General features: G+C 57.2%; 20 protein-coding genes. 10 read left to right on the top strand and 10 right to left on the bottom strand.

The window, feature by feature from the left end:
- Window positions 1–706 precede the first annotated feature (706 nt).
- Complete coding sequence (locus FTE24_RS01180) at window positions 707–1816, top strand: AI-2E family transporter (protein ID WP_150235646.1); 1110 nt, start codon at window positions 707–709, stop codon at window positions 1814–1816.
- Window positions 1817–1964: 148 nt separating this feature from the next.
- Here FTE24_RS01180 and odhB read toward each other — a convergent pair whose 3' ends face one another.
- The 3 genes from odhB to FTE24_RS01165 all read right to left on the bottom strand — a co-directional run bounded on the left by odhB (window position 1965) and on the right by FTE24_RS01165 (window position 7335).
- The gene (odhB, locus tag FTE24_RS01175) at window positions 1965–3296 is read right to left on the bottom strand and encodes a 2-oxoglutarate dehydrogenase complex dihydrolipoyllysine-residue succinyltransferase (RefSeq protein ID WP_150235648.1); all 1332 of its coding nucleotides are present in this window, start codon (window positions 3294–3296) and stop codon (window positions 1965–1967) included.
- A 4-nt stretch (window positions 3297–3300) separates the two neighbouring features.
- On the bottom strand, window positions 3301–6180 hold the full coding sequence (locus FTE24_RS01170) for a 2-oxoglutarate dehydrogenase E1 component (protein ID WP_150235650.1): 2880 nt from the start codon (window positions 6178–6180) through the stop codon (window positions 3301–3303).
- A gap of 309 nt (window positions 6181–6489) precedes the next feature.
- The gene (locus tag FTE24_RS01165; RefSeq protein WP_150235652.1) at window positions 6490–7335 is read right to left on the bottom strand and encodes a PPK2 family polyphosphate kinase; all 846 of its coding nucleotides are present in this window, start codon (window positions 7333–7335) and stop codon (window positions 6490–6492) included.
- A gap of 246 nt (window positions 7336–7581) precedes the next feature.
- Between FTE24_RS01165 and FTE24_RS01160 the strand changes: the two genes are divergently transcribed.
- Both FTE24_RS01160 and FTE24_RS01155 read left to right on the top strand, forming a co-directional pair.
- Window positions 7582–7905: a hypothetical protein gene (locus tag FTE24_RS01160; protein WP_150235655.1), complete on the top strand. Its 324-nt coding sequence runs from the start codon at window positions 7582–7584 to the stop codon at window positions 7903–7905.
- Window positions 7906–8102: 197 nt separating this feature from the next.
- The gene (locus tag FTE24_RS01155; protein WP_150235657.1) at window positions 8103–9353 is read left to right on the top strand and encodes a carbamoyl phosphate synthase small subunit; all 1251 of its coding nucleotides are present in this window, start codon (window positions 8103–8105) and stop codon (window positions 9351–9353) included.
- 32 nt (window positions 9354–9385) lie between these two features.
- Here the strand turns inward: FTE24_RS01155 and rsgA are convergent, their stop codons facing one another.
- Entirely contained in the window at window positions 9386–10648 is a 1263-nt protein-coding gene (gene rsgA, locus FTE24_RS01150; RefSeq protein WP_237401575.1) for a ribosome small subunit-dependent GTPase A, read from the bottom strand.
- Window positions 10649–11184: 536 nt separating this feature from the next.
- Here rsgA and FTE24_RS01145 point away from each other — a divergent pair.
- Together FTE24_RS01145 and FTE24_RS01140 are read left to right on the top strand one after the other, a co-directional pair.
- Window positions 11185–12192 carry a YpdA family putative bacillithiol disulfide reductase gene (locus FTE24_RS01145; RefSeq protein ID WP_150235659.1) on the top strand — a complete coding sequence of 336 codons (1008 nt, stop codon included), beginning with the start codon at window positions 11185–11187 and terminating at the stop codon, window positions 12190–12192.
- Window positions 12193–12288: 96 nt separating this feature from the next.
- Window positions 12289–12795 carry an ADP-heptose synthase gene (locus FTE24_RS01140; protein ID WP_141449479.1) on the top strand — a complete coding sequence of 169 codons (507 nt, stop codon included), beginning with the start codon at window positions 12289–12291 and terminating at the stop codon, window positions 12793–12795.
- Window positions 12796–12943: 148 nt separating this feature from the next.
- Here the strand turns inward: FTE24_RS01140 and FTE24_RS01135 are convergent, their stop codons facing one another.
- Window positions 12944–13237 carry a HesB/YadR/YfhF family protein gene (locus FTE24_RS01135; RefSeq protein ID WP_141449478.1) on the bottom strand — a complete coding sequence of 98 codons (294 nt, stop codon included), beginning with the start codon at window positions 13235–13237 and terminating at the stop codon, window positions 12944–12946.
- 532 nt (window positions 13238–13769) lie between these two features.
- Between FTE24_RS01135 and FTE24_RS01130 the strand changes: the two genes are divergently transcribed.
- Together FTE24_RS01130 and FTE24_RS01125 are read left to right on the top strand one after the other, a co-directional pair.
- A complete protein-coding gene (locus FTE24_RS01130; RefSeq protein ID WP_150235661.1) occupies window positions 13770–15542 on the top strand; it encodes an ABC transporter ATP-binding protein in 1773 nt (590 codons plus the stop codon).
- The gene (locus tag FTE24_RS01125; protein ID WP_150235663.1) at window positions 15532–17667 is read left to right on the top strand and encodes an ABC transporter ATP-binding protein; all 2136 of its coding nucleotides are present in this window, start codon (window positions 15532–15534) and stop codon (window positions 17665–17667) included. The genes FTE24_RS01130 and FTE24_RS01125 overlap by 11 nt, the downstream gene beginning before the upstream one ends.
- Before the next feature lie 193 nt (window positions 17668–17860).
- On the opposite strand, the gene FTE24_RS01120 is transcribed toward FTE24_RS01125, so the two are convergent.
- From FTE24_RS01120 to argS, 3 genes are all read right to left on the bottom strand, one after another.
- Window positions 17861–18142: a hypothetical protein gene (locus FTE24_RS01120; protein ID WP_150235665.1), complete on the bottom strand. Its 282-nt coding sequence runs from the start codon at window positions 18140–18142 to the stop codon at window positions 17861–17863.
- A 237-nt stretch (window positions 18143–18379) separates the two neighbouring features.
- Window positions 18380–19309, bottom strand: coding sequence for an S-layer homology domain-containing protein (locus FTE24_RS01115; RefSeq protein ID WP_150235667.1), 930 nt, complete (start codon window positions 19307–19309; stop codon window positions 18380–18382).
- A 126-nt stretch (window positions 19310–19435) separates the two neighbouring features.
- Window positions 19436–21181 (bottom strand): arginine--tRNA ligase, encoded by a 1746-nt coding sequence (gene argS, locus FTE24_RS01110; RefSeq protein ID WP_150235669.1) that lies wholly within the window; start codon window positions 21179–21181, stop codon window positions 19436–19438.
- A gap of 534 nt (window positions 21182–21715) precedes the next feature.
- Here argS and FTE24_RS01105 point away from each other — a divergent pair.
- The 3 genes from FTE24_RS01105 to FTE24_RS01095 all read left to right on the top strand — a co-directional run bounded on the left by FTE24_RS01105 (window position 21716) and on the right by FTE24_RS01095 (window position 24934).
- Window positions 21716–23047 carry an ABC transporter substrate-binding protein gene (locus tag FTE24_RS01105; RefSeq protein WP_237401574.1) on the top strand — a complete coding sequence of 444 codons (1332 nt, stop codon included), beginning with the start codon at window positions 21716–21718 and terminating at the stop codon, window positions 23045–23047.
- A 109-nt stretch (window positions 23048–23156) separates the two neighbouring features.
- Window positions 23157–24104, top strand: coding sequence for a carbohydrate ABC transporter permease (locus FTE24_RS01100; protein WP_150235671.1), 948 nt, complete (start codon window positions 23157–23159; stop codon window positions 24102–24104).
- Window positions 24104–24934: a carbohydrate ABC transporter permease gene (locus FTE24_RS01095; RefSeq protein WP_150235673.1), complete on the top strand. Its 831-nt coding sequence runs from the start codon at window positions 24104–24106 to the stop codon at window positions 24932–24934. Before FTE24_RS01100 ends, FTE24_RS01095 begins: the two co-directional genes overlap by 1 nt.
- Before the next feature lie 222 nt (window positions 24935–25156).
- Here FTE24_RS01095 and FTE24_RS01090 read toward each other — a convergent pair whose 3' ends face one another.
- Complete coding sequence (locus tag FTE24_RS01090; RefSeq protein WP_141450550.1) at window positions 25157–25492, bottom strand: four-helix bundle copper-binding protein; 336 nt, start codon at window positions 25490–25492, stop codon at window positions 25157–25159.
- A gap of 102 nt (window positions 25493–25594) precedes the next feature.
- A complete protein-coding gene (locus tag FTE24_RS01085) occupies window positions 25595–26581 on the bottom strand; it encodes a CobW family GTP-binding protein (protein ID WP_150235675.1) in 987 nt (328 codons plus the stop codon).
- Window positions 26582–26592 lie beyond the last annotated feature (11 nt).

Raw genomic sequence — 26592 nt, 5'->3', positions numbered from 1 at the left:
CAAACTCTCCATTAAGTTGCGAACACTTTCGCAACCGCGACTTCAAAGCCGGAACCCTTAGGGCCAAGGCTTTGAACCAAGCGGTCACTTGATCTTCGCTTTTTAAAGAAAGCACCATGTGCTCGTTCTAGCTAGACGCTGGAACTGCAAATCGCTTTGCCCAAAGGGGTCAGCAATTTTCGTTCCGGCTGGCGGGAATTTGCATTCCCTATATTCACTCTAAACCGTGCTGAAGTTTCAGAGATTCAGATCCGAAGATCAAAACCCTTCGCTAAGCGCGGTTCCTCGAATCACTTGGCCCGACTGGGTTCCGTGATTCTCGTTACTCACTGTTCAGTTTTCAAAGAACAAACTTATCATCTACTGAGATCTTACTCTATCCAAATCACCGTCATGCCTTCTCGACATTCCGTCAAGCAAGCATTTGCTCGGCGACTAGATTTATATCTTATCACCTGCTTGCTAAGTGCGCAACCCCTTTTTCAAACTTTTCTCGTTTTTTTCTGCGTACCTTATCTTCGAACTCATTCGGCAAGTTTATCGCCAGTGAAGAAGTACAAAAAACGATCTTGAGTTATAATGATACACAAGGTGAGTTGAGCGCCACAAACAAAGTGTACATCTATTAATAAGCTTTAGATTCGTAAATGAAACGCTTTCTTTTCAAACTTATTACATAATTTTCAATTTAACGAAGGAGGCTTCCATGTTTAAGTCCGACCGCTTCGCTCGAATAAGCTTACATATTATTTTCGTTCTTGTCATCCTTTTTCTTTTAACGCAGATTCCGGGTATCCTCGCTCCTCTCAAAGCGGCTTTCAGCTTAATCTTCTTTCCTATAGTGATGTCTTTATTCCTCTACTATTTGTTCAGGCCGATTATCCGCAGGCTGAATAAATGGCATATCGTGCGTCCCTGGTCGATTCTGATGCTTTATGCGGCTGCCGTAGGCATCTTTGCCGGATTCGCGATTTGGGTATGGCCGATTCTGCGTTCGCAGTTTGTGAATTTCAACAGTAACCTGCCGCAGTTGGCCCAGAACTTCTCCGATCAACTTCAAAGACTGATGCTGCATTTGCAGGAACAGGAAATCTGGGGCACGCCGATCAACGATATCGATGTAGGGATCGATCTGCCGCAGCAGTTATCGGGTTATTTGGAAAACTTCATCAATTCCGCCACGAATTCGCTCAGCAGCGCTTTTTCCGTGGTCGCTTGGATCTTTCTCGTCGTCTCGGTCGTTCCGATGATTCTGTACTTCATGTTAAAAGACGATCGAAAAGGCTATGCCTTCCTGCTGAAAGCCGTTCCCTTCAAATATCGGCCCACTTTCCGCCAGATGGCGATGGCTATTGACGGCGCGCTGAGCGGTTTTATCGTAGGGAGAGTGATGTTGGCGGCGTGCGTCGGCGTATTCGACCTGATCGGCTTTTTGATTATCGGCATTCCGTATCCGCTGCTGCTCGTGCTGTTCATTATACTGACAGATATGATCCCTTATATCGGCGTGTACCTGGGTGCGATTCCGGTCGTGATCGTCGGCTTTATCGATTCTCCCGCTTCGGTGATCTGGATCATTCTCGTTATCGTATTGGGGCAAATGCTGCGCAACAACCTGCTGTCTCCGGTCATTTACGGATCGGCGCTCGATATTCATCCGTTGACTACCGTGTTCCTGCTGCTCAGCGGCGGAGCGATCGGAGGATTTATCGCCATTCTGATCGTGATTCCTTCTTATATGGTCGTCAAAATCATTACCGTTCACTTGTATCGATACTATCGCGGTACGAAGAAAGCACGTCCGGACTTGTCCTGATCCGCGGCTTTCCCACCGTCTTTCTTCTATAATAACTGAAAAAGTAACTGAAAAAGATAACGCATCCTACACAACAAAAAAAGCCCTTCTCGAACGCAACGTTCGAAAAGGGCTTTTCTGTATGCCTATATCCAAGCAGGACGTCGGCTTAGCTCTCGATCAGGAGCGATTCCGGATCTTCAAGCAGTTCTTTGACTTTGACGAGGAAGCGAACCGCTTCCGAACCGTCGATGATGCGGTGGTCGTAAGAAAGCGCCACGTACATCATCGGGCGATTCTCCATCCGTTCCGCGTCGATCGCAACCGGACGCAGCTGAATCTTGTGCATGCCCAGAATGCCGACCTGCGGCGCGTTGAGAATCGGCGTGGACAGCAGGGAGCCGAAGACGCCGCCGTTCGTAATCGTGAACGTACCGCCCTGCAGATCGGACAACGCAAGCTGGTTGTCACGAGCTTTGGTAGCCAGGCCCGCGATCGATTTCTCGATTTCGGCGAAGCCCAGTCGATCCGCGTCACGTACGACCGGCACAACAAGTCCTTCTTTGGCGGATACGGCAATGCCGATATCGTAAAATTTCTTGTATACCACTTCATCGCCGTCGATCTCTGCGTTCACGGCCGGGAACGCTTTGAGCGCGCCGACTACCGCTTTGGTGAAGAACGACATGAAGCCGAGGTTCACATCGAATTTTTGTTTGAACGCGTCTTTGCGACGTTTGCGCACGTCGAGGATCGCGGTCATATCCACTTCGTTGAACGTCGTCAACATCGCGGCGTTGTGCTGGGCTTCGACGAGGCGGGTAGCGATCGTCTGACGGCGGCGCGACATGCGCTGGCGCTCGATCGGCTTCAGCGGATCATTGGCCGCGGGTGCCGAGGCTGCTTTGGGCGCGGCGGCCGGTTTCGGGGCCGGCGCGCTCGGCGGCTGAGGCGCCGACGGATTCTGGGCGGCCGGGCCGCCTTCGGCGAACGATTTCACGTCGCCGGCATAGACACGGCCGATCGGGTCGGCGCTCGGCACGCTGCCGAGCTCGACGCCGCGTTCGCGCGCAAGCTTGCGCGCGCCCGGGGAAGCTTTGGCCGAGGCGTCGCCGCTTTCCGCAGGAGGCGGGCTGACCGCTTCCGCGGCTTTGGGGCTGGTCGCCAGCGAAGCGGACGGAGCGGCCGCTTCCGGCGTCGGCGCGGCGGAAGCTTTCTCTTCGCCGATCGGAGCCGAAGCGGTGCCCGTCGTCGACGAAGCGCCGTCGCCCGTACGGATACGGCCGATGACTTCGCCGACTTGAACGGTGTCGCCTTCTTGGCGCAGCAGCGTTTCGAGCAGGCCGCTCGATTCCGCGCTCACTTCCAGGTTAACCTTGTCTGTCTCGAGCTCCAGCAGTACGTCACCCTGCTGTACGGCATCTCCTTCAGCCACGGTCCAGCGCAAAATCGTGCCTTCGGTGACGGACTCTCCCATTTCCGGTACTTTAATGTCGCTCACAGCGCTACCTCCCCAAACTCATTTGATTTTTTTTGGATGAATTTTGGCCCAGGGCCGTTTGGATGATCTTTTGCTGTTCGAAAGTATGGATGTGCTGGTAGCCGCTTGCCGGACTGGAACGTTCCGGTCTTCCCGTGTACGTCACTTCGATTCCTTTTGGAGCGACGGCCCGGATATTCGGTTCGATATAGCGCCAGGCGCCCATGTTATGCGGTTCTTCCTGAACCCAGTAGATCTCTTCCAGATTCGGGAATCGCTCCAGGAAAGCGGACACTTCCCGTGCCGGGAACGGATACAGCTGCTCGACTCTGACGATGTGCAGCCAGCTCCAGTCGGCTTCCGGATCTTTCTCGATCGTGTCTTCGAGCTCGACTGCGATCTTGCCGCCCGTCAGCAGCACCCGCGTTACGCGATCGGGCGCTTCCCCGAGGCCGCGCTGTTCCACGGTCGCGCGGAAGGCTCCGTCCGTGAAATCGGCAGCCGGCGAAGCGACGCGCGGATTGCGGATGAGGCTCTTCGGCGACATCACGATCAGCGGCTTGGCGTCTTCGCGGTTCGTCATGGCCGCTTGTCTGCGCAGCAGGTGGAAATACTGCGCCGCGCTCGTCAGCGTCACGATGGTGCAGTTGTTCTCGCCGGCCAGCTGCAGATACCGTTCCAGTCTCGCGCTGGAGTGCTCCGGTCCCTGCCCTTCGTAACCGTGCGGGAGCAGCATGACCAGACTCGACTTCTGCGCCCACTTGGAACGTCCCGGCAGGACGAATTGGTCGATCAGGACCTGGCCCGCATTGGCGAAATCGCCGTATTGGGCTTCCCAGATTACCATCGTCTGCGGCGAATAGACGTTGTAGCCGTATTCGAAGCCGATAACCGAAGCTTCGGACAGCGGGCTGTTATGGATAGCGAACGAAGCGTTCGCTTCCGGCAGCACATGCAGCGGACAGAACGTCTCGCCGGTCTTGGCGTCGTGGAGCACGAGATTGCGATGCGCGAACGTCGCGCGTTCCACATCCTGGCCGCTTATGCGGATCGGCGTGCCGTCGGACAGAATCGTCGCGAACGCCAGCGTCTCGGCCTGGCCCCAGTCCACTTTCTCGCCTTCGTCGAGCGTGGTCAGACGGCGCTGGAGAATGCGTTCAAGCTTCGGATACGTGTTGAACGTGTCCGGGCGCTTGAGCAGATTCTCGTTGATCGAGCGCAGCTTGCCGAGTTCGACAGCCGTGCTGACGGATTCGAGCGGCGTCTCGTCGATGCTGGAAGCGAACGGGAACGGATGGCTCTCGCCCTGCTTGCCGCTCTTCATCTCTTCGTACTCGCGCTTGAACACGTCGTTGATCTTGCCGCGCAGCTCTGCCAGTCCGTCGGCCCCAATCACACCGCTTTCATGCAATTTTTTTGCAAAAACGGCCGCAGCCGTATCGTGTTCCCGAACCTTTTTGTATACGAGAGGTTGGGTCGTTTCGGGATCGTCCGTCTCGTTGTGACCGTATCGGCGGTAGCCGACCAGGTCGATCACGAAATCTTTTTTGAACGTCATGCGGTATTCGCACGCCAGGCGCGCTGCCGCGATGCACGCATCCGGATCATCCGCGTTCACGTGCACGATCGGGATTTCGTAGCCTTTGGCCAAGTCGCTTGCGTAATGCGTAGAACGGGAATCGCCGCTTTCGGTCGTGAAACCGAGCCGGTTGTTGGCGATAATATGTACCGTTCCGCCATTCTGGTAACCCGGGAGCTGGTTGAAGTTAAGCGTCTCCGCCACAACTCCTTCGCCCGGGAAAGCCGCATCGCCGTGCACGAGGATCGAAGCCGCGGCGTTCGTGTTCTGCTTCGGATAACCGGGTACGCTCCGGTCTTCCTGGGCCGCGCGAGCGAAGCCTTCGACAACCGGATCGACGTACTCCAGGTGACTCGGGTTGTTCGCAAGCGTCAGGCGCGTCTTGCCCTGATCGCCGATCGCTCTTTTCTCGCCCAAATGGTATTTGACGTCTCCGGTCCAACCGAAGTTGATGCCCATCGAGCCTTCCGACGGCATGACGTCCTTGTTCGGCGCATGATGGAATTCCGAGAAAATGCGCCCGTACGGCTTGCCGAGCACGTGCGCAAGCACGTTCAGGCGTCCGCGGTGGGCCATGCCCATCAGGACGTGTTCCGCTCCCGCTTCGGAGAAGCCGTGTACAAGCTCGTCCATAACCGGCACGAGCATGTCGATGCCTTCGATAGAAAACCGTTTCTGGCCGACGAACGTCTTATGCAGGAACTCTTCGAACTGTTCGACCTGCACGAGGCGCTCAAGCAGCGTCTTGCGTTCTTCCGGGGACAATTCCTTGGCGGAATGCTGGCGTTCTTCGGCCTGCTGATTCAGCCAATCGCGTTCTTTCTCGTCGTGCACATGCGAAAACTCATACGCGGTCGTACCGGTATAAATTTCCCGCAGCCTGCGGATCGCGTCCAGTCCGTTCGAAACGTCCTGCGGAGCGTCGTCCCAGATCAGCGAAGCCGGCAGCGAAGCCAGATCCTGTTCGGTGAGACCGACTTCCTGCGGTTCGAGGAACGATACTTTGGGTTTCTCGTCAAGTCCGATCGGATCGATATCCGCGGCCAAATGGCCGTAAGTGCGAATGTTCCATACCAGCTTGCTTGCTGCAACCGCTTTCTTTAATGATTGCGAATCAAAGCCCGTTTGACTGGTTTCGGCAGGGGCCGAAAGTCCCAAAGCGCGATGCTGAGGCGGTGCGCCGAAGCGTTCGAACAACTCCCGATAGGAAGGTTCCACCGATTCCGGATTCTCCTGATAACGTTCGTATTGCTCCTGTACGTATCCGAGATTCGGACCGTAATACTTTTCCCATGGCTCGTGCGTGCTCGAAAACTGTTTCGCCATCGCTGCCACCCTCCGTATTATGTTTGCAAAAGCCGATTCAAATGCCGGTACAATACTTTTTACAAATTAGTGAACAAAATGTTTACTCTTCGATTGTAACGCTTTTTGCTAGCAAGTTCAATTTGTTTGGCAAGTTCCTTGCTAAATTTTTAGCACATCTGACTCCGCCATGTAAGCGTTCGCTATTGAAGCGGCAATCGACGGTCCGGTCATCCGAAAAACCGCACGGTCAATCTTTCCGCACGGTATCGGCTGTCCGAACGCCGACGTCTGCGGTTTGGCTGCGGTCGTCATTGTCTTTTGCCTGAATTACTTGCTTTTGGAAGATTTCCCGTCTCTTTCCCGGTACAGTTCCGGCAGCAGGTTCTGAAGCTCCGGCACCGGCGGCGGGAATTCGAGGTCCAGATCTTCCAGCGTATCGACCGCGATTTGCAGCACCGCGAGATCCCGCATCGCCCGATCGTCGGCGGGAACGACGTGCCACGGCAGCTTTTTGCTCGCGCATTCCGTCAGCACGTCTTCGTAGCAGGCCTGGTACTTGTCCCAATGTTTGCGTTCGGAGAGGTCGCTGGGATCGAACTTCCAGTTTTTATGCGGATTTTCGATACGGGCGATCAATTTGTCGAGCTGGAATTTTTTCGAAATATGCAAAAAGATTTTTACGACGGTCACGCCGTTTTCCATCAGCATCTTCTCGAAGTTGTTGATCTGCCCGAACCGCTTGCGCGCGCGCTTGTCTTCGATCGTTCCGTGCACGCGGCTGATCAGCACGTCTTCGTAGTACGAACGGTTGAACGCTCCGATATAGCCGAGTTCCGGCACCTGGCGATGCGCTCTCCATAAGTAGTCGTGGCCCAGTTCCTCGTCGGTAGGCGCTTTGAAACTGTGCGAGAGCACGCCCTGCGGATTGACCTGGGAAAAAACGTGGTTGATCGTGCCGTCTTTGCCGCTGCAGTCCATGCCCTGAAACACGAACAGGACAGCTCTGCTGCGCGACGAAAACAATTTTTCCTGCAAATGTTCGAGGCGGCGGCTCAATTTTTTCTTTTTCGCTTCGATCTCGTCGTCGCCCGGACGTTCGTCCGCCCGGTAATCCGTATGAATGTGATCCAACCGTACCTGATCTCCGGTACATCGCTGCGTCTTCAGTTTCATCGCTCGCTGTCACTCCTTTGCCGGGCCTGTCGCCCATTTTTATAAGTACCCTTCAATTCCCCTGTTTAAATCTTCGGTCTGTTTTCCATACTTAGTTCCCCTATTATTTGTCTGTTTTTCGCGAGAAAGGTTTCAATGAAAAAACCCGTGGTAATATCTTGTCAAGTGTAAAATTGTACAGCACGTCGATCAAGTCCAAATCAAGCAAAATCAAGTCCAAATACACGCATGAAAGGAGACACGGTCATGTTCTTGAAAAAAGATTGCCTCTGCGGGCACTGCTTCCGGACTTTCCAGTGCACGGGCGCTTTCGGCCCGGACGGAGCGCGTTACATCAGTGGACCGGTCGCCTGGATGAAGCTGGTCTCCAAAGAGCCGGGCAAGCTGCTGCTGGAAGGCAGCACCGTATGTATGGCGTGCACGCATCCGCACCGGTTCCTGGTGGAATACGACTGCGCCGAAGACCGCTACGTCGAGATCGGCATGCCGGAAGAGCAGCCTGCTTTTGCGGCAGGGCTGTCGGCGGCGTGGAACGAACCTCCCTCGTACGGCGGCGGGTATGCGCGTTAGAGGCGGATAACCACGTTAAAATTGAAAGCCCAAGTTTTTACAAAAAGTTTTTACGAGCGGAATAAAGCGGGAAAAGCCCCGCTTTTTTTATCGACTGCGTTGCATATTTATTCTCATTGTTGTATATTTAGTTAAACATAAATTTGCAGAGTTCAGAACTCTTCATATATAGAAGGCAGCTCAAGGAGGGAATCGGCATGAAAGCCAGACTTATTTTGGAAGACGGTACGCTGTTCACGGGAAGTTCTTTTGGCAGCGACCAGCAAATGACGGGCGAGATCGTATTCAACACAGGCATTACCGGCTATCAGGAGGTGCTCTCCGATCCTTCCTACTGCGGCCAGATCGTGACGATGACCCAGCCGCTGATCGGCAATTACGGCATCAACCGTGAAGACTTCGAAGCGGTGCGTCCGTGGATTCACGGCTTTGTCGTTCGCCGCTACGAGAACGCGCCGAGCAACTGGCGTTCCGATTCGGATCTCGGCTCGCTGCTGAAGGAATACGATATTCCGGGCATCGCGGATATCGATACGCGGATGCTGACGCGCCGCCTGCGCAACCACGGTACGCTGCGCGGCTTGATCACGACGGGTACGGCAAGCCCCGAAGAGCTGCTGGAGCAGCTGCAGGCATCCGCCGTGACCCGCGATCAGGTGAGCCGGGTATCGACCCCGCGTCCGTACCGCGTTCCGGGCACCAAGCAGCGTATCGTCGTCATCGACTACGGCAGCAAAGCGGGCATCGTCCGCGAGCTGGGCGAACGCGGCTGCGACGTGGTCGTCGTGCCGCATGCGGCCGACGTGGCGGACATTCGCCGGTTCAACCCCGACGGCGTGCTGCTGTCGAACGGCCCCGGCGATCCCAAGGACGTGCCGGAAGCGATCGAGACGGTCCGTCAACTGATCGGCCAGCTGCCGCTGTTCGGCATCTGCCTCGGCCACCAGCTGTTCGCGCTCGCTTCCGGCGCCGATACGACCAAGCTGAAGTTCGGGCACCGCGGAGCGAACCATCCGGTCAAAGACCTGGCGGCGAACCGCTGCCTGATCACGTCGCAGAACCACAGCTATTCGGTGCTGGAAGACAGCCTTGCGCAGACGGACCTGGTTCTGACGCATATCAACAACAACGACGGCAGCGTGGAAGGGCTGAAACACAAAAGCGCGCCCGCGTTCTCCGTTCAGTTCCATCCGGAAGCCGCTCCGGGACCGACCGACAGCAATCTGCTGTTCGACCAGTTCCTCGACATGGTCGACGCGTTCAAAGCAGAGCGCGCTCCGTTCCGTTCTTCGGTCGCCCAGGCGAAAGAGAGCGCTGCCGGCGAAACGGCGGGCACGCCGGCTCCGAAGCGTACGGCAGGCACCGCGGCCGAACGTCATGCCAAACGCCAACAAGCGGACGGCGCCACTTCTCCGCTGGAGAAAGTGCTCACTCCGTCCGCTTACTGACGTCAGGCTATCCTTAGTCCGTCCTTAGTCCGTCATTCTTCGTCCATCCAGTTCCGGCTCCGCCGCTCTGTCCGATCCCGCTTGCCGCTTCCGGCCGAGCGGCCGGAGGAAGAGCGGCTTTTTTCTTTGCGTTCGAGGAACGCCAGTTCACGCTGCGTCTTGCCGTAGCCGATCAGGCGTCCAGCATCGAGTTCGCCGGACGCCGCGGCCGCCTGCACGGCGCAGCCTTCTTCGCGCTTGTGGGTACAATCGCGGAAACGGCAGCGCTGCGCCAGCACTTCGATATCGGCGAACGTGCCGGACAGGCCGTCTTCCTCGCCTTCCCACGGCTGCAGCTCGCGCATGCCCGGCGTGTCGATCAGCACGCCGCCTCCCGGCATCGGCACCATCTGCCGATGCGTCGTCGTATGCCGCCCGCGGCTGTCGTCTTCGCGGATGCCGCCTGTGCGCAGCCAGTCGCCTCCCGCCAGGCGGTTCGTCAGCGTCGATTTGCCGCAGCCGGACGTGCCGGTCAGCGCGCAGCTCCGGCCGCCCGCAAAATAAGCGGCGACTTCGGCTATCCCTTCGCCCGTTTGGGCGCTGACGACGTGGATCGGCACGCCGGGAGCGACCGCCGACACTTCGGCCAATGCGCGCGCCCGAAACTCGGCCGTGCACAAATCCGCTTTGCTCAGCAGGATCACTGGTTGCGTGCCCGAGTTCCAGGCCATGATCAAATAGCGTTCGAGCCGGCGCGCGTTCAGATCGAAATTGAGCGACGTGACAAGAAACAGCGTATCCACGTTCGCGGCGATCATCTGTTCCCGGACAGGAGCGCCGGCGGCTTTGCGGGAAATTTTGCCGCGTCTGGGCAGCACGCCGTGAATGCGTACCCGGCGCTCGCCGGGCAGCGGTTCGGCGGCGAGCCAGTCGCCGACGGCGGGCAGGTCGGCTTCGCCCTGCGTCATATGGCGCAGTCGGCCGCTGGTCTCGGCCGTCCATTCGCCGTCGGCGGTCGCGACCTTGAACTGCTGGCCGAAATCGGCCGTCATTCGGACGGGAATCCAGCCGGCCGCCTCGAATCCGGCGGACTTCCAGGCTTCGTTCCAATCGGCATCCCAGCCGTACGAGAACGGAAATCCGAAGTCGGCCGCTTCCGCCCTTTCTTCGGCTTGCGCCGCCGGATTGTTCAAACTTTCGAGCGTCGGTTCGTTCGTCGATTCGTTTATGGATTCGTTCATCGGTTTGTTGATTGATTCGTTTATTGATTCGTTCATCATCGGTTTGTTGATCGTTTTTTGCGTTTTTTTATGCATGGAAGCCTCCGGAAAATGGGATTTGGGTGGGTCTTGCGGCACCTCCGCCTCTCCCAAGCTCCGGTACGCCCCAAAAAAGGGCGCAAAAAAGCCGGGGAGAGTTCTCTCCCCGGCTGTCCGATTCGACCGTCCGGCGCAGCGTTGATAAGCCTCAACGTGCGTTCGACAGGTCGCATTGAAGCAGCATCCGCGGTCGAATACGCCGCGGACTGCCGTCTTCGGCTTTCTTTTGCAAGAAAACCTATAGACGGACTTCATCCGTTCGCATCGCCGGGCACAGGGAGAGACAACGACAAGTCGGTACAATCGAATAAGTTGTAGTCATGGTCTTCTCTCCCTTCACTGGCTATTTGCCCACATTCTAGCGGAACGGCCAAAACAATGTCAAGCTTTTTCCGAAAAAGAGTGTTATCTTGGCGCGGCGCGTTGGACGAAAAAGCCGCTTTGCGCGATAATGGAGAAGAACGCTGTTCACAGATAAGAACAGCCGCAAGTGTATCAAGCAAGCACATCTCAAGGGGGAACAACCAAAGACCATGGAAAAAGAAGACGTCCTGATTATCGGCGCGGGGCCGTGCGGATTATCGGCCGCGATCGAATGCGGCCGCCGCGGGCTGTCCGTCCGAATCATCGAAAAGCATAACGTGGTGCATTCCATCTACCTGTACCCGACGAACATGCAATTTTTCAGCACGGCCGAACTGCTCGAAATCGGCGAAGTGCCGTTCACCTCGCCGAACGAAAAGCCGTTCCGTCACGAAGCGCTCGCCTATTACCGCAAAGTCGCGAGCCATTACGACCTGCGTATCTCGTCTTACGAAGAAGCGACTTCGGTCCGTCCGCAATCGGACGGCACGTTCCGCGTCGAGACGCTCGACCGCGCAGGCCACAAGCACGAATACGAAGCGGGCAGCGTCGTCGTATCAACGGGGTATTTTGACCATCCGAACGAACTGGGCATTCCCGGCGAAGACAAAGACAAAGTGACGCATTATTTCCGCGAAGCCCATCCTTACGCGGGCATGAACGTGGCGATCGTCGGAGGCAGCAACTCGGCGGTCGATTCGGCGCTCGAGCTGATCCGGGTCGGCGCCAAAATCGACATGGTCTATCGCGGCACGGAAATTTCGCAGCATATCAAACCGTGGGTGCGTCCGCTGTTCGAAGGCATGATCGCCAAAGGCAAAATTACGCTGCACCTCGGTTCGAGCCTGAGCGAAATCGGCGAAGATTACGTCGTCGTGCAGGGACCGGAAGGCGCAGCGCGCATCGCCAACGACTTCGTGCTCGCCATGACCGGTTTCCGGCCGGATCGCAAGCTGTTGACCGAAGCCGGGGCGCAAATGTCGGACGATCTCGACAAACCGGTGTACGATCCCGATACGATGGAGACCGGCGTACCGGGACTATACGTGGCGGGCGTCATCGCTTCCGGACGCAACGCCAACGAAGTGTTTATCGAGAGCGGGCGCAAGCACGGCGGACAGATCGCCGAGCATATCGCGCGGCGTTCGCACGCGCGCGAAAAGTCCGCAAAAAGCTGATTTCGCCGTTTTGTTGTGCTATACTTCCCACTATAACAAGGATTTGGTCGAACCGATCGCAAGATCGCGAATCGGCCGCTAGGAGGACCGCTGCTTATGTCTCAACGTTTTGTCATTGAAGCCGTGATGGTCGCGATTTACGGGCAGCTGCTCGCGGCGAACCGTCCGGTCGAATATATCGTTCCGTACACGACCGTGCTGGAACTTTACGAATTCGAAGAAGGCTCGGAGCCGCTCATGAACGAGCCCGGCGACGACCGCCACGTCAAAGAAAAAGTCAAAGAATTGATCGCTTACTTCGAAGAACCGCTGAACAAGAAAAAGATCCAAAAAGCGTTATCGGTGCCGTGGGCCAAAAGCGCTCCGATCCTGCTCGGCGATCAGATCAAACTCAGCATCATCAATGCGGTGGATAACGCCCATTACGGAGAAGTATTCGATCCGATCGAAACGGAACTGCTGCTGTCTGCGCTCAAGGAAGAAGCTCCCGTGCTGACCGACCAGCTGGAGATGATCGAACGCATCATCGCGGCAGCCGTCCCGATTCAGGTGTTCGATATCGACGATTTCGATTTCGCGCTGGAAGGCACGGCGCAGCTGTAACGGCCTGAATAGACGGCGAGCGTTCCTGTCCGGACCGCCCGCTTCGAACGCACAAAAAAGACGAACGACCGGTTCATGCCGGTACGTTCGTCTTTTTTTGTTCGAATGATCGCTTCTTCGCTGTAGGGTTCTTTTGCAAACTTTCGCGCTATTCCCGTTCGTACGCGTACAAAATATCGTCGTGTTCCGGCAAATACGTCACATTAAGCCGATACCCTTCGAGATACCAGAGATCTTTTTCCTCCATGTAGAACGTGATGCCTTCCGAAGCCTGGGTCAAGCCCGGGTTGCTCGGATCTTCCGTGGCGATTCCGAGCGAAAAGCCCGGGTGGATCTCGCTCGTGTTGCTGTATCTCGCATAGAAGCGAATGTAATCGCCCGACTGCAGTCCGAGTTCCTTCTTGTACCAATCGGCCGCCTGCTGCGTAACGTTAAGAGTCATATCGGTTTCCCTCCTTGGTGCGTTGACGAAGACGTCCTTCCGGACGTTTCGGTGATGCTTTTATCATACCCCAGAATGGAGTCCGCGACAAACCGCAGCCCCGCCTCTTCTTCCCCCGTTCACATTTCGTTCACAATCGAAAACTTTTTCGTTGACTTTTTCAAAGAGACGGTGCTAAAATCGGGGCATACGAGATCATTTGCGATCATCAAACCCAGGAAGGAGTGAATTCGATGTTAACGTTCAAGGAAAGCTTTGGCCCCACTTTCGACGACGCCCATGGCCTGCAGTGCGCCCTTTCCGAACTTCATATCGATGAAGCTTCCGTCCGCCGTTTGCCGGCTTGCGTTTCCGCCTCCTGAGGAGTCCGGGATTCGCACCCGCCAGACGAGAAAATGCGACGAGCGGTTTTGTCCCCTCGTTCGCCATATGAATCGCTTTTTTAAGCATATCGCGCGCCGCGATATGCTTTTTTTGCGATTTTCGCACAAATGATTGGTAAATTTCTCATGCGAAGAAAGGAAGTGATGGAATGTTTTCCGTCCTTCAAAATTTAGGCTGGTTTTTCAAGCAAGAACAAAGACGCTACCTGATCGGGGTGTTCTTCCTCGTGCTGGTCGGCGTTATCGAGCTGCTGCCGCCCCGTCTGATCGGCATCGCCGTCGACGATATCGCCGGCGGATTGATCACGACCGAACGGCTGCTGATGTACATCGGCGGCATCCTGGCCCTGCTCGTCGTGATGTACGGCATTACGTACATATGGATGCGCCAGCTGTTCGGCGGCTCCAATCTCGTGGAAAGACTGCTGCGCAGCCGCTTTATGGCGCATCTGCTGCATATGACGCCGCCGTTCTTCGAGCGCAACCGGACCGGCGACCTGATGGCCCGGGCTACGAACGACCTGCGCGCCGTGGCGATGACTGCCGGATTCGGCATGCTGACGCTGACCGACTCCACCTTGTTCCTGCTGACGGTGCTGCTCGCCATGGGCTTTATCGTCAGCTGGAAGCTGACGCTCGCCGCCCTGATCCCGCTGCCGTTCATCGCGATCGGCATGAGCATCTACGGCAAAATCATTCACCAGCGCTACACGCTGGCCCAGGATTCGTTCGGCGACATGAACGACCAGGTGCTTGAATCGGTCGCGGGCATCCGCGTCATTCGCGCCTATGTCCAAGAACGCCATGACGAGAAACGTTTCTCCGACATTACGAACGACGTCTACAAAAAAAACCTGGCGGTTGCCCGGGTCGACGCGGTGTTCGAACCTTATATTCGCCTATGCGTCGGCCTCAGCTATCTGATCGGCCTCGCTTACGGGATCTACCTCGTCTTCCGCAGCGAATTGACGCTCGGCGACCTCGTAACGTTCAACATGTACCTCGGCATGATGATCTGGCCGATGTTCGCCATCGGCGAGTTGATCAACATCATGCAGCGCGGCGGCGCTTCGCTCGACCGGGTCAACGAAGTGCTGTTCACCAAAGCAGATATCGAAGAACCGCAGCAGCCGACCGATGTCGCCCTGCCGGAATCGATCGAATTCCGGAACGTCACGTTTCGTTATCCGACGTCCACGGTCGACAATCTGGAACAGGTCAGCCTGAAGCTGCTCGCCGGACAGACGCTTGGCGTCGTCGGCCGGACCGGCAGCGGCAAGTCGACGCTGCTCAAGCAGCTGCTGCACGAATATCCGACCGGTTCGGGCGAGATTCTGCTGTCCGATACCCCGATCGAATCGCTCAGCAAAGACCGGCTGCACGGCTGGATCGGTTACGTGCCGCAGGAACAGATCCTGTTCTCCAAAACGGTGCGCGAAAATATCCGGTACGGCAAGCAGGACGCGGACGAAGCCGACATCATGGAAGCGATCCGCACCGCCGCATTCGAAGGCGACCTGGAAACGCTGTCCGACGGGCTTGAGACCCGGGTCGGCGAACGGGGCGTCTCGCTCTCCGGCGGTCAGAAGCAGCGCGTCTCGCTGGCGCGCGCTTTTATCGCCGAGCCGCAGATCCTGATTCTCGACGATGCCTTGTCCGCCGTCGACGCGCGTACCGAAGCGCGCATCATTCATAATATCCGGGAGAAGCGCGCGGGCAAAACGACGCTGATCTCGACCCACCGCCTGTCCGCCGTCGAGCATGCCGACCATATCGTCGTGCTCGAAAAAGGCCGTATCGTCGAACAAGGTACCCATGCGCAGCTGATCGCGCAGGGCGGCTGGTATCGCGAGCAGTACGACCGGCAGCAGGTGGAATCCAATCTCTCCTCCGAGGAGGTGCATACCGACCATGACAACTAATACCGGACACCCCGAAGCAACGACGGCGGTGCCGAAGAAACAAACAACCCGCCGGCTGCTGCGCTACGCGCTCACGGCCAAAGGCACGTTTATCGCGGCTATCGTCGCGCTCTCGATCGGCGTCGGCGCCGAACTCGCAAGTCCGTTTATCGCCAAAACGATGATCGACGACCACGTGATGGGCATCGAAGATCCGTACTACGAAACGGACGCGGCCGGCGAAGGCACGGTCGCTTACCAGGACGGCCATTACAAGCGCGGCAATCGCTTTGCCGAAGGCGAGACGCGCGGCGAAGAAGTCCATGTGCTGCAGGTCGGCCGGGGCTTCGTGTTCGTCGACGAGGCGATTCCGGTCGTCGAAGGCGATCGCAGCTTCGAAAGCGGAACGCTCACGATCCAAACGGCCGGCGGAACGGTCTCGTACCCGGCCGAGCGTCTGTCCAAGGAAGAGCTGTTCCGCTTCTACGAACCGGAAATTCCGGGCATCATGAAGTTGATCCTGCTCTATCTGCTGTTCCTCGCCATCTCGATCGCGATGGAATTCGGCAAGACCTACTGGCTGCAATCTTCGGCCAACCGGGTTATCCAGCGGCTGCGGCTTGATCTGTATGCGCATATCCAGCGGCTGCCGGTCAACTTCTTCGACAATCTGCCGGCCGGCAAAGTCGTCTCCCGCATTACGAACGACACGGAAGCGGTCAAAGAATTGTTTATCGCGGTCTTGTCCAATTTTACGACCGGCATTGTGTACATCACCGGCATTTATATCGCTTTGTTCATTCTCGATCCCCGTCTGGCGGCGGTCTCGCTCTTCGTCGTGCCGCTGATCATCCTGTGGATCTACCTGTACCGCAAAATCGCGACCCAATACAACACCGTCATCCGCTCGCGCCTCAGCGAATTGAACGCGATTATCAACGAGTCTATTCAGGGCATGTCGATCATTCGGGTGTTCCGCCGCGAGAAGCAGACGCGCGACGAATTCGAGGAACTGAACGGCGATTACATGAAGCACCAGAATAAAATGCTCAACTTGAACTCGCTCACTTCCCATAACCTGGTCAACGTGCTGCGCAATCTGTCGTTCACGGTCGTCATCTGGTTCTTCGGCACCTCCACGATCGACGGAGCGGCTTCCATCATCTCGCTCGGCGCGCTGTACGCGTTCGTCGACATTCTGGGACGCTTGTTCCAGCCGATTACCGGCATGATGAACCAACTGGCTGCGCTGGACTCGGCCATGGTGTCGGCGGGACGCGTGTTCGAACTGCTCGACGAACCGGGCGAGAACGTCACCGACGGCGGCATGAAGCGTTATCGGGGCGACGTGGCATTCAAGGACGTATCGTTCGCCTATAAAAAAGATTACGTGCTCAAAAACATCTCGTTCGAAGCGAAGCAGGGCCAGACGGTCGCTTTGGTCGGACATACGGGTTCGGGCAAAAGTTCGATCATCAACCTGCTGTTCCGCTTCTACGATCCGCAAAAAGGCACGATCACGATCGACGGCCAAAGCGTGCTCGATCTGCCCAAGCAGCATATTCGCCAGCATATGGGCATCGTGCTGCAGGACCCTTACCTGTTCACCGGCACGATCGCGTCCAACGTCAGTCTCGGCGACGAGCGAATCAGCCGCGAACGCGTGAACGAAGCGCTGCGCGAAGTCGGCGCCGACAAGATTCTGGCCGATCTGCCCGGTGGATTCGATGAACCGGTCGTGGAAAAAGGCAGCACGCTGTCCGCGGGACAGCGCCAGCTGATCTCGTTCGCCCGGGCGCTGGCATTCGATCCGGCTATTCTGATCCTCGATGAAGCGACGGCCAATATCGATACCGAGACGGAATCGTTGATCCAAACAGCTCTGAACGTGCTCAAAAAAGGCCGCACGACGTTCGTCATCGCGCACCGTCTGTCGACGATCCGCAGCGCGGACCAGATTCTCGTGCTGCACCGCGGCGAGATCGTCGAACGCGGCGATCACGACGAGTTGATGGCTTACGGCGGCCGCTACTTCCAGATGTATCAGCTGCAGCAGGGCGGCGGCGATTCGATCACGCCGGTCACCGGCAAGCCGGAATCGGGCTTTGACGCGCGTCCCGCTTTCGGCGGCGCGAACGCCGACTAAAAGATTCCCCGACCGCTTCACTTCACTTAACTTCTAACTTCTAACTTCGCTTCAGGCGCTCCGCCCGAAAAGCGTCAAAACCCCCGACCCTCCATATGGAGAGTCGGGGGTTTTTGGCGTAGTTTGAGCTGCGCCTGAACAGCTTGATGCTCTCGAAGCCGGCATCCGCGGCTTGCCAAGCTCAGGCTGCTTCCTATTCCAGCAGCTTCGCATCCGGTCGGCCGGGCGTCCGGCCGATCTGTTCGGCTGTTACTTCGGCAGGCGCGCCGGTCAGATACACGAAAGCTTCCGCTTCGGTGATGACGTGCGGATACAGCAAGCCGGGCCGCGGTGAATCGACGGCATACCGGATGACCGCTTTGCCGTCCGCGTAGATCACTTCGCGAATATGCAGTTCGTATCCCGGATTCGGGAGCGACACTTTGAGCGTCGCTTTGATTCTTCCGTCCGCTTCGGTCGTCGTCATGATGGCCATTCTGCGTCCTCTCCATTCTCTCGCCGAGGAGGTCCGCGGCGTGTGTCATGAGCTTAACGGCCATTATACACCATTTCGGCCTATAGAGACGATTCTCGGCGATCCGGCATACAAAAAGGCTCTTCCCGCGTACGGGAAGAGCCCTGCAGCCGGGATAAATCTTCGATCCATCCCAGCCGTTTTCGATTTCATGCTGATCTATACTTATTTTCTCTACTAATTTGTGCTTGTCTCTGCTTATTTCAACGATTTAGCATCCGCCACGGGCGCAGCGCCGCCGGTCTGCTCGGTCGTCACTTCGGTATAAGTGCCGGTCAGGTACGTCGAAGCTTCGACGTCGGTAATGACCTGCGGATACATCATGTCCGGATCGGGATTGGTGACCGAGTATTGAACGATCGCTTTGCCGCCGTCATACTTCACGCCTTCGATCTTCAATCCGTAACCCGGATTCGGCAGGGAAGCTTTCAGCGTCGCTTTGACGCGTCCGTCCGCTTCTTTGGACGTTACGACGCTCACGCTGTTCGTCTCCGAACCTTCGTCGCTGCCGCCTGTGACGTTCTGGATAAACTCGACCGCGTTATAGACCATTTGCGCCGCTTCCATACGGGTGATCGGCTCCTGAGGACGGAACTCGCCGCTTGCCGGGGACAGAATGCGCATATTGCCGAGCGTCTGGATTGCGTTCATATGCTCTTTTGTGAACTCGTTCTCATCTTCGAACACGATGAACATTTTCGTCGTCGGATATTGGCCCGTCGTGTTGATGCCTTCGAGCAGCAGGCTGGCGAACGCTTCGCGGGTCATTTTGCCGTTTGCGGAGTCGCTTTTCGTAACCGTCTTGATCTGGTTGTGCAGGGCAGCTTCATAAGCCGGCGCATACCAGGCGTCGTTGTTGAATTTAGGGTCCGGCATATAGTCGACGCCGGGGTCGGTCTCAAGACCGAACGCGTTGACGATCAGCTGCACCGCCTGGGCGTTGGTCAGGTCGACAGACGGGGCGAACCGGTCGGAACCGATCCCTTTCATGATGCTTTTTTGCTGCAGCGATTCGACGACTTTGGCGTTTGCGGAATCGGATACGTCACTGAATGCGGATGCCGATGCGGCGAAAGCGAACGATCCTGCCATAACGAGGGCTGCACAAGCTTTGACTGTTTTTTTCATAAGGGCCACCTCTTTTTAGTTTGGGTTTGATTTTCTTATTCTCACTCTCCCAGACGGCACGTCTTCGAAAAAGGTTGCAGCCCACGGACATTATTCGTCAAAATCCTTCCTGCGCGCACGCCGAGCTTAAATTTCTTCCGGCGAACCGATTCCGAGCAGCTCAAGCGTCCAGCGCAGCCGCTGCGCCGTCAACCGCGTCAGTTCCAGACGGATCTGCCGCTCCTGCGAAACTTCGGTCAGCACTTTGTTGTGGTGATAGAACCGGTTGAACAGCTTGGCCAGATCCAGCGCGTAGCGCGCGATCGCCGACGGTTCGTGCCGCTGCAGCCCGCGCCGAAGCTCGGTCTCGTAATCGCACAGCCGCTTGAGCAGTTCCCAGGAAGCGTCGTCCCACGCATAAGCCTGTTCGCCTGACGGCTCCGACGCCGCCGATGAGGCTTCATGCCCGGGAACGCCGGCTTCCGACTCTGCCGCATCCCCGGAACCGTGCGGCGCCAGGCCTGCCGCTTGCGCTTTGCGGATCACGCTGCGCGCCCGCGCATGCGTGTACTGCACGTAAGGTCCGGTCTCGCCTTCGAACTGCACCGCTTCTTCGAGCGAGAAATCGATCTCGCCGATCCGGTTGTTCTTCAGGTCGCCGAACACGATCGCTCCGATTCCGACCGCTTCCGCGACCGCTTCGCGATTGTGCAGCAGCGGATTTTTGGCTGCCATGATCTCGGACGCGCGCGCGACCGCTTCATCCAGCACTTCTTCGAGAAATACGACTTTGCCGCGGCGCGTGGACATTTTCTTGCCTTCGAACTTCATGAGTCCGAACGGGATATGCCGGCACTCTTCCGCCCAGGTCCGGCCCATTTTGCGCAGCACCGCGAACACTTGGCGGAAATGCAGCGACTGCTCGGCGCCGACGACGTACAGCAGTTTCTCCGCGCCGAGCACGTCGTGCCGGTACAGCGCCGTCGCCAGATCCCGCGTCGGATAGATCGTCGTTCCGTCGGACTTCAAGATCAGGCACGGCGGCATGTCTTCCTCGTCGAGCCGGACGACCTGGGCGCCGTCGCTTTCTTCAAGCAGTCCGCCCGCGCGCAGCTCTTCGACGACCGCGCCCATTTTATCGTTGTAGAAGCTCTCGCCCAGCACTTTGTCGAACGAGACGCCGAGCCGGTCGTACATCCGGTTGAATTCGGTCAGGCTGACGTCGACGAAATAGGTCCACAGCCGAAGCGCTTCTTCGTCCCCGCTCTCCAACCGGCGGAACCAGTCGCGCGCTTCGATATCGAGGCTGGGGTCCTGCTCCGCTTCGTCGTGAAAACGTACGTACAGATCCAGCGATTCGCGTATGGGCGACGCGTTCAGCCGTTCTTCGCTGCCCCAGCGCTTGTACGCCGTAATCTGCTTGCCGAACTGCGTGCCCCAGTCCCCCAGGTGATTGACGCTGATCGGGCGCTCGCCGGCCGCTTCATACATGCGGTATAGCGCCGCCCCGATCACGGTCGAACGCAGATGGCCGACGCCGAACGGCTTGGCGATATTCGGCGACGACAGATCGATCACGATCGTCCGGCCTTCCCCTTGAACGGCATGAAGTTCGGCCCGTTCCAGCAGCGCCTGCGCGTGCAGGCCGCGATCCAGCGCGAAGTTCACGTACGCGCCGGCCGCCGATGCCTGCACGCCGGCAAGGGCAAAACGCTGCGCCAGTTCGGCCGCGATCAACTGCGGATTTTTGCGCAGCGTTTTGGACAGCGCGAAGCACGGAAACGCCGCGTCTCCCAATTTCATGTCGGGCGGCTGCTCAAGCAGCGGTTCCGCCGTCCCTTTTTCCCAATCCAACAGCCTGTCCAGCTCTGCTCCGATGTTCGATACTATCATCTCTTTGGCCTCCTGCAAGTTATTGTGATCCAGGTTATCCTCCGAAAAAGCATGCAAAAAAGCTCTCGTCTCTGTAGAAGAGACGAGAGCTTTTGCTCCCGCGGTACCACTCTTATAGCCCAAGCATCGTTTGGCGAACAAACGGGCTTGAACCTCTTGAGCGGCGGTAACGGTGCCGTGACCGGGCTATTCTACGCGGAATACCGGCGGCGCCAGGCCGCAGGCATTCGTTCGAATCGCCGTCTCCCGGGTGCGCTTCTCCGATCGGTGCGGCGCCGGCTTTCACCGTCCCGGCTCGCTGCTTCCGCTGTGTCGATCGGATACTGTCCCGTTCATGGACATTCCTCGATAAGTCTTTTCGCCATTATAGAAGGTTGCCTCGCAAGAAGCAAGCGATATCGCTCAAAACGAATATTCGGACGGGGACGCTTTAGTCGGTTTAAGCGCGGAACTTCGGTTTAATTTATAAAGCATGATATTTGGCATTTTGAATGCCTGTACCCTTTTAACCCATATTAGAGGAGGATTATCAATTTGAGAGCGAGACCTATTTGGCATGCCGCCTGGCTCACGATGTTGTCCTGCATGCTGCTGCTGACGGCGTGCACGCCGGAGTCGAGATCTTCGTCCGGAGCGCCGACGACCGGCACGTCCGGCGACGGAGCGGCCCAGCAAAAAGTGACGATCGATTTCTGGACTTTCTGGGGTTCCGAGACGCGCCGTCCCATCATCGAGAAAATCATCGGAGATTTTAACAGTTCGCAGGACCGCATCGTCGTGAAGCATACTTATTTGCCTTTCGGCGACATTTGGACCAAAAATCTGGCTTCGATCGCGGCCGGCAATCCCGCCGACGTCATCGTCAACGATTATGCCGACGTCAACCTGCGGGCCAGCAAAAACCAAAATACCAACCTGACAGCGTATTTGCAGCAGGATGATATCCAAAGCCGGTTCTACCCGGAACTTTGGAACAACGTGCTGTACAACGACGAAGCGTACGCGCTTCCGTTCAACACCGATACGCGTCTGCTCTACTATAACAAGGAAGCGTTCCGCGAAGCCGGGCTCGACCCGGAGCAGCCGCCGCAGACTTGGGCCCAGCTCGAAGAGTACGCGCAGAAGCTGGACAAGAAAACCGGCAGCACGTACGAACGCGTCGGTTTCTACCCGCTGTGGGGCGACTTCGGCGTCGACAACTGGCTGATCAACGGCGACGGCGGCAGCGGATACTTCGACGACAATGCCGGCACGACGATCGACACGCCGGGCAAAGTCGCCACGCTGGAATGGCTGAAATCGTGGCAGGACCGTCTGGGCCGCCAAACGGTCGACGCGATCAAAGCCGACTTCGGCAGCGGCGTCAGCGATCCGTTTATCTCCGGCAAAGTCGCGATGTATATCCAGACCGGCACGTATAATACGCAGATCGAGGAATTCGGTCAGGATCTCGATATCGGCGTGGCGCCGATCCCGGAACGCGAAGACGGTTCGGGCCATTGGAGCAGCGGCGGCGGCTTCGTCGTCGAAATTCCGCAGGGCGCCGACCATCCGGACGAAGCGTGGGCATTTATCAAATATTTGACCGACGTCGACGCGCAAAAATATTGGGCGATGGAAAACTTCGACAACGTCGCCAATATCGAAGCGGCCGAAGACCCGGAAGCGAACAAAAACGCGGTCTACAAAGCTTCGGTCGAAAATCTGGAGAACACCAAAGTATTCCAGGTTCCGCTGAGCGCTTCGGGCTACAAAGACCTGATCAATCCGCATATGGACGCCGTGTTCCTGGACAAAGAGACGCCGCAGCAGGCACTGCAGCAGGCGCAGCAGGATGTCCAATCGCTAATGAACAAAAACAAGTAACGGATCAAAACAAGTCATAAATTTCCGCTTCGCACGCACCTGACGGGAGCCGCTCCGGATTCGACCGGACAACGGCTCCTTTACCCTTTTTTGCGCAAAGGAGGCCTGTATGAAAAACACCACGAGCACGCTCACCCCTACTCCAACGAAAAAGAAACGATCCCGACTCGCACGCCGCGAAGAACTGCAGGGCTACCTGTTCATCTCCCCGTGGCTGATCGGCCTGTTCGGCATCACGCTGTTCCCGATGCTGTTCTCGCTGTACGGCAGCTTCACCAATTACGACGTGACGTCGCGCATGGACTTTATCGGAGTCGGCAATTACATGCGCATGTTCACGGAAGATCCGCTGTTCTGGAAATCGCTGTATAATACGCTGTATTATGTTGCCTTTATGGTGCCGCTGACGACGATCGGATCGATTCTGCTGGCGCTGATGCTCAACGAGCGAATCGTCGGCATGCGCTTTTTCCGCACGATCTATTATCTGCCGGCCGTCCTGTCGGGTGTCGGCGTCTATTTCCTCTGGATTCAACTGCTGAACCCTTCGACGGGCCTGATCAACACGATGCTCGGTTGGGTCGGCATTCCCGGTCCGGCCTGGCTGAGCGATCCGATGTGGACCAAGCCGGCCATTATCCTGATGAAAATGTGGAGCGTGGGCGGCGGCATGCTGCTGTATCTGGCGAGCTTGCAGGGCGTTCCGGCACAGCTGTACGAATCGGCCAAGCTCGACGGCGCGTCCGCGTTCCGGCGCTTTATCCACATTACGCTGCCGATGATCTCGCCGGTCATCTTTTTCGACGTCGTGACGAGCTTTATCGGCGGATTCCAGATTTTCCAGGAAGGCTATGTCATGACCGACAGCGGCAGCGGAGGACCGATGGGCTCGCTGCTGTTCTATAACCTGTACATGTGGAATCAGGCGTTCCAGCTGTTCGATATGGGCTACGCGATGGCGATGGCCTGGGTGCTGTTCGTGATCGTGCTGATCCTGACGCTGATCAATCTTCGCATGTCCAAACGCTGGGTGTACTACGAAGGAGGCGAAGATTGATGAAAAAGCGCTCGGCGCGCGATACGCTGCTGTTCATCGTCTTGTCTGTCGGAAGCCTGCTGTTCCTGCTGCCGCTGTGGTGGATGATCGCCACGTCGCTGAAGTCGCCGCAGGAAATCGCGCAGTATCCGCCGACTTTTATCCCGAATCAATTCCATTTCGAGAACTATGTCCATACGTGGCAGGCGGCTCCGTTCACCCTGTATGCGTTCAATACGCTGATGCTGGCCGCTTTTGCGGTAGCCGGCAATGTGCTGGTCAATTCGTTTATCGCCTACGGGTTTGCGCGTATCGCTTTTCGGGGCAAAAAGTTCTGGTTCTCGGTCCTGCTCGCCACGATGATGATTCCCGGGTTCGTGACGCTTATTCCGCAGTACGTGCTGTTCTCCAAGCTGCATCTGGTCGGCACGTATTACCCGCTGATCATTCCGCAGTTTCTCGGCAGCGCCTTCTACATTTTCATGCTGCGGCAGTTCTATTTGAGCATCCCGCGGGAACTGAGCGAAGCGGCCAAGATCGACGGGGCGAACCATCTGTACATCTGGGCGCGCATCGTTCTGCCATTGTCGAAGCCGGCGTTGGCCGCGATCGCGGTATTCGCTTTTAACGGTGCATGGAACGATTTCCTCGGCCCGCTGCTGTATGTCAACGACGAGGTGCTGTACACGCTGCAGATCGGTCTCCAGTCGTTCCGGGGCAGCGTGCAGACGCAGTGGAATTACCTTATGGCCGGTTCGGTTATCGTCCTGCTGCCGGTCATCGTCCTGTTCTTCCTGTTCCAGAAATATTTTATCGAAGGCATGAATCTGACGGCCGGCACCAAAGGCTGAACCTATTGCATGTTATACGTAAAAAAACTCCGGCGGAACAAAGTTCGTCGGGTTTTTTTGGGCTGCTTTCAAGTCGGCCGGCTGGAAAAGAGAATGAAAATAACGAAGAAATGCAAAAATGCAAAATAATGAAGAAATGCAAAAAGACCGCCTCCGCAAGGAGACGGTCTTCGGTGAACTTCGGGTTCCGGTTGAAATTCGGTTGGCGATTCGGTTCGCGGCTTAAGCGGCGACCAGAATGCCCCGGCAGATGCTCGCACATTCGCGGCAGACCCGAACGCATTCCTGGCAGTGCTCGTGCGGATGCTTCATGCACTCTTCGGCGCACGCATCGCACGCTTTGGCGACCAGTTCGCAAATTTCGGCGACGAACGGGCTGTTGCGTGTCATCGCTTGAATCGCGACCCCGCACAGATCCGCGCATTCGCGGTCGAGGCGCAGACATTCGCGAAGTTCGAAAATATCGAGCCCTTTGAGGCTCGAAACGTAGCTGACGTTGCAGACGTTCATGCAGCGGATGCAGGCGTCGATACACTCTTTGTATGTAGTCACGGTCATGTGGGTCATGTTGGGTTCCTCCCGGAATATGGTTAAGGCCTGCTGGCCTTTGATAGGTACCATTACCCGAGAAGTGACAAAAATGAAACCCTTTCATCGCGCTTACTCGCTAACTTCCGCCTGCTCGCTTTCGAGTTCCAGCCGCTCCAGTTTTTGGCGCAGTTCCGCTGCCGAAAAATGCTCGCCGATAAAGACGGCCATATCGTTAAGCTGCCCCTGCGGCGTCACTTTGATAAAATCGAGTTCGCGAAAAGCATATTGGAACAAAAACCGGCTCGCCGTATCGGAAAAAGTGAGCAGCCCTTTGGCCCGATAAATTTCGCGAGGCAGTTCGCCGATCATCGCCTCGAACTTCTCGCTGTCGACCGGACGGGCGAAGCGGTGGGTGTACGACGTCACATGGCCGTGACTTGATCCGAGCATGTTCAAGCCGCCGCCCGGCGTGCGGCGCAGCGGTCTGTCCGCCGCCCGTTCCGGCGTGAAGCCCGTCTCCAGCAGCGGTCCGAGATCCGTGTCGCAGCGCACGGTGCGGACGATCGGGGCATAAGCGTTCCAGCCTGCGATCGCCTGCTCCAGCTGCTCCGCTTCTTGTTCGCTGACGCGGTCGATCTTGTTCAGCACGACGATCGAAGCGCTGCGGATCTGGTCCTGCATCAGCGCGTAAGTGCGGCCGCCGCGGCTGCGGTGCATCTCCAGCAGATGCGCGGCATCCGCCACGGCGATCAGGCCTTTGATCTCGATGCCGGCGTACATCGCCGTTTCGGTCGCCGAATCGAGCAGGTCGATCGGATTGGCGGCTCCGGTCGCTTCGATCAGGACGACGTCCGGCCGATCGCGCTCGACCAGTCCGGCCAGTTCGCCCGCCAGGTCTTCGCGCACGGTGCAGCAGATACAGCCGCCGAGCAGCTCGGACGTCGGCACTTCCGCTTCGACGAGCAGGCCGTCCAGATTGACGTCGCCCAATTCGTTGATGATGACGCCGGGCTTGAGTCCCTGCTGCTGCCAATAGGACACCAGGCGCTGAAGTAGCGTCGTCTTGCCGCTGCCGAGAAATCCGGTCAGCAGATAGACGGGTACGTCTTGAGCCATGTTTGCAGCCT

Source organism: Saccharibacillus sp. WB 17 (assembly GCF_008634075.2).
Classification (GTDB): domain Bacteria; phylum Bacillota; class Bacilli; order Paenibacillales; family Paenibacillaceae; genus Saccharibacillus; species Saccharibacillus brassicae.
This window is presented reverse-complemented; position numbering and strand designations above follow the sequence as displayed.

Excerpts from the sequence above, each read along its gene's own strand:
- FTE24_RS01125 (WP_150235663.1), top strand. The coding sequence starts at position 15,532 with ATGACAACTAATACCGGACACCCCGAAGCAACGACGGCGGTGCCGAAG.
- FTE24_RS01145 (WP_150235659.1), top strand. The coding sequence starts at position 11,185 with ATGGAAAAAGAAGACGTCCTGATTATCGGCGCGGGGCCGTGCGGATTA.
- FTE24_RS01135 (WP_141449478.1), bottom strand. The coding sequence starts at position 13,237 with ATGACTCTTAACGTTACGCAGCAGGCGGCCGATTGGTACAAGAAGGAA.
- FTE24_RS01170 (WP_150235650.1), bottom strand. The coding sequence starts at position 6,180 with ATGGCGAAACAGTTTTCGAGCACGCACGAGCCATGGGAAAAGTATTAC.
- FTE24_RS01140 (WP_141449479.1), top strand. The coding sequence starts at position 12,289 with ATGTCTCAACGTTTTGTCATTGAAGCCGTGATGGTCGCGATTTACGGG.
- rsgA (WP_237401575.1), bottom strand. The coding sequence starts at position 10,648 with ATGCATAAAAAAACGCAAAAAACGATCAACAAACCGATGATGAACGAA.
- FTE24_RS01165 (WP_150235652.1), bottom strand. The coding sequence starts at position 7,335 with ATGAAACTGAAGACGCAGCGATGTACCGGAGATCAGGTACGGTTGGAT.
- FTE24_RS01120 (WP_150235665.1), bottom strand. The coding sequence starts at position 18,142 with ATGGCCATCATGACGACGACCGAAGCGGACGGAAGAATCAAAGCGACG.
- FTE24_RS01085 (WP_150235675.1), bottom strand. The coding sequence starts at position 26,581 with ATGGCTCAAGACGTACCCGTCTATCTGCTGACCGGATTTCTCGGCAGC.
- FTE24_RS01090 (WP_141450550.1), bottom strand. The coding sequence starts at position 25,492 with ATGACCGTGACTACATACAAAGAGTGTATCGACGCCTGCATCCGCTGC.
- FTE24_RS01155 (WP_150235657.1), top strand. The coding sequence starts at position 8,103 with ATGAAAGCCAGACTTATTTTGGAAGACGGTACGCTGTTCACGGGAAGT.
- FTE24_RS01115 (WP_150235667.1), bottom strand. The coding sequence starts at position 19,309 with ATGAAAAAAACAGTCAAAGCTTGTGCAGCCCTCGTTATGGCAGGATCG.
- FTE24_RS01180 (WP_150235646.1), top strand. The coding sequence starts at position 707 with ATGTTTAAGTCCGACCGCTTCGCTCGAATAAGCTTACATATTATTTTC.
- FTE24_RS01100 (WP_150235671.1), top strand. The coding sequence starts at position 23,157 with ATGAAAAACACCACGAGCACGCTCACCCCTACTCCAACGAAAAAGAAA.
- FTE24_RS01095 (WP_150235673.1), top strand. The coding sequence starts at position 24,104 with ATGAAAAAGCGCTCGGCGCGCGATACGCTGCTGTTCATCGTCTTGTCT.
- FTE24_RS01130 (WP_150235661.1), top strand. The coding sequence starts at position 13,770 with ATGTTTTCCGTCCTTCAAAATTTAGGCTGGTTTTTCAAGCAAGAACAA.
- argS (WP_150235669.1), bottom strand. The coding sequence starts at position 21,181 with ATGATAGTATCGAACATCGGAGCAGAGCTGGACAGGCTGTTGGATTGG.
- FTE24_RS01160 (WP_150235655.1), top strand. The coding sequence starts at position 7,582 with ATGTTCTTGAAAAAAGATTGCCTCTGCGGGCACTGCTTCCGGACTTTC.